Annotated in this window: 1 protein-coding gene and 3 tRNA genes; all 4 read right to left on the bottom strand. The window is 39.0% G+C overall.

Annotated elements, in window-relative coordinates; translation table 11 throughout:
• Window positions 1-78 precede the first annotated feature (78 nt).
• The gene (rocF, locus tag RTL21_RS06540) at window positions 79-975 is read right to left on the bottom strand and encodes an arginase (protein ID WP_312094552.1); all 897 of its coding nucleotides are present in this window, start codon (window positions 973-975) and stop codon (window positions 79-81) included.
• A gap of 343 nt (window positions 976-1,318) precedes the next feature.
• Window positions 1,319-1,391 (bottom strand) — tRNA-Lys (locus RTL21_RS06535).
• A gap of 1 nt (window position 1,392) precedes the next feature.
• Window positions 1,393-1,467 (bottom strand) — tRNA-Gln (locus tag RTL21_RS06530).
• 44 nt (window positions 1,468-1,511) lie between these two features.
• A tRNA-Tyr gene (locus RTL21_RS06525) sits at window positions 1,512-1,595 on the bottom strand.
• Between the last annotated feature and the right edge of the window lie 86 nt (window positions 1,596-1,681).

Genomic DNA, 1,681 nt, shown 5'->3' with positions numbered 1-1,681 from the left:
TCCATATAATCCACTTATCATATGAAAAGTAGTGCACTTCCATTCCTGCTTTTTAGGATAAAGTTACCTTTCTGAGCCTTAAAGTAATTTTTCCCCAAACAAAGAGCCCATCAATGCTACTGCTAAAGACGCAGTTTTATTTTTTTCATCTAATATAGGATTGACCTCCACAAATTCTGCCGAAGTAATTAATTCTGATTCTGCTAACATTTCCATTGCTAAATGACTTTCCCTATAGCTTATCCCTCCTGGCACTGGTGTCCCAACACCCGGCGCATCATTGGGATCTAGTCCATCTAAGTCAAGAGACAAATGTACCCCGTCTGTTTTATCTTTTAAGTAACAAATTGTTTCCTCCATTACCTTCGTCATTCCTAACCGGTCTATTTCATGCATCGTAAATACTTTTATTCCTAATTCCTTTATAAGCCTGCGCTCACCTTCATCTAAAGACCTAGCGCCAATTATCACTACATGCTCAGGTTTAATTTTAGGTGATATCCCTAATAAATTCGTTAAAAGTTCATGCCCATACCCTAAACTAGCAGCAAGCGGCATTCCATGAATATTTCCAGAGGGGGAAGTTTCAGCTGTATTTAAATCACCGTGCGCATCATACCAAATGACCCCTAGATTTTTATAATGCTTGGACACTCCAGCTAGTGTGCCAATTGCTATGCTATGATCACCACCTAACACGAGTGGAAAGGACTTGGATTGTATAATTTTATCCACCATTTCTGCAAGCATTTGATTTTTTTCTGCTATTAAATGAAGATTTTTAAGATTGCTTTGTTTATCTATTATTGTTTCAGGTCTTCCTACTGCAATATCTCCCCAATCTTCAATAGAAGAAAATAGCTTTGATAATCTTTCAAAAATCCCTGCATAACGAATAGCACTAGGCCCCATATCTACGCCTCTGCGCATTTGTCCGAGATCCATAGGCATCCCAATGATAGTCAGCTTTCTCATAAAAATCCTCCCCATCCTCTTATCTATTTTCCCTTTATTGTACCTTTTTCTAAATCAATGACTCAACTCGACATTTTCATGTATATATATGCGAATATTCAAAAAACGATAACGTGATAAATGGATCTCATCTACGAGATGGATAGAGGGAATAGTTGAGATTATTGACTTTTCTGTTCTAATGTATCCTTTTGAGTCACTGAAATATAATGTATAACAGCAGAAACAAACCATTTTTTACTCTTCCAAAAAGATCCTTTCGCTATTTAAAATGATTTGTTATATTCAGCTTGGAAAGACAAAAAAACCAAACACTAAAGTGCTTGGTTTCCAATTTTATAAATGAGCCATGGAGGATTCGAACCTCCGACCCTCTGATTAAAAGTCAGATGCTCTACCGACTGAGCTAATGGCTCTTGGCTGGGCTAGCTGGATTCGAACCAACGAGTGACGGAGTCAAAGTCCGTTGCCTTACCGCTTGGCTATAGCCCAAAAATATAAAAAGGACATATACCTTAATATTGTCCAATGGTAAATGGTGGAGGGGGACGGATTCGAACCGCCGAACCCGAAGGAGCGGATTTACAGTCCGCCGCGTTTAGCCACTTCGCTACCCCTCCGATATTCAAACTAATGACAATTTTAAAAAAGTGGTGCCGGCTAGAGGACTTGAACCCCCAACCTACTGATTACAAGTCAGTTGCTC

Origin of the sequence: Niallia sp., from assembly GCF_031978665.1 — a bacterium.
Taxonomy (GTDB): domain Bacteria; phylum Bacillota; class Bacilli; order Bacillales; family Cytobacillaceae; genus Niallia.
This window is presented reverse-complemented; position numbering and strand designations above follow the sequence as displayed.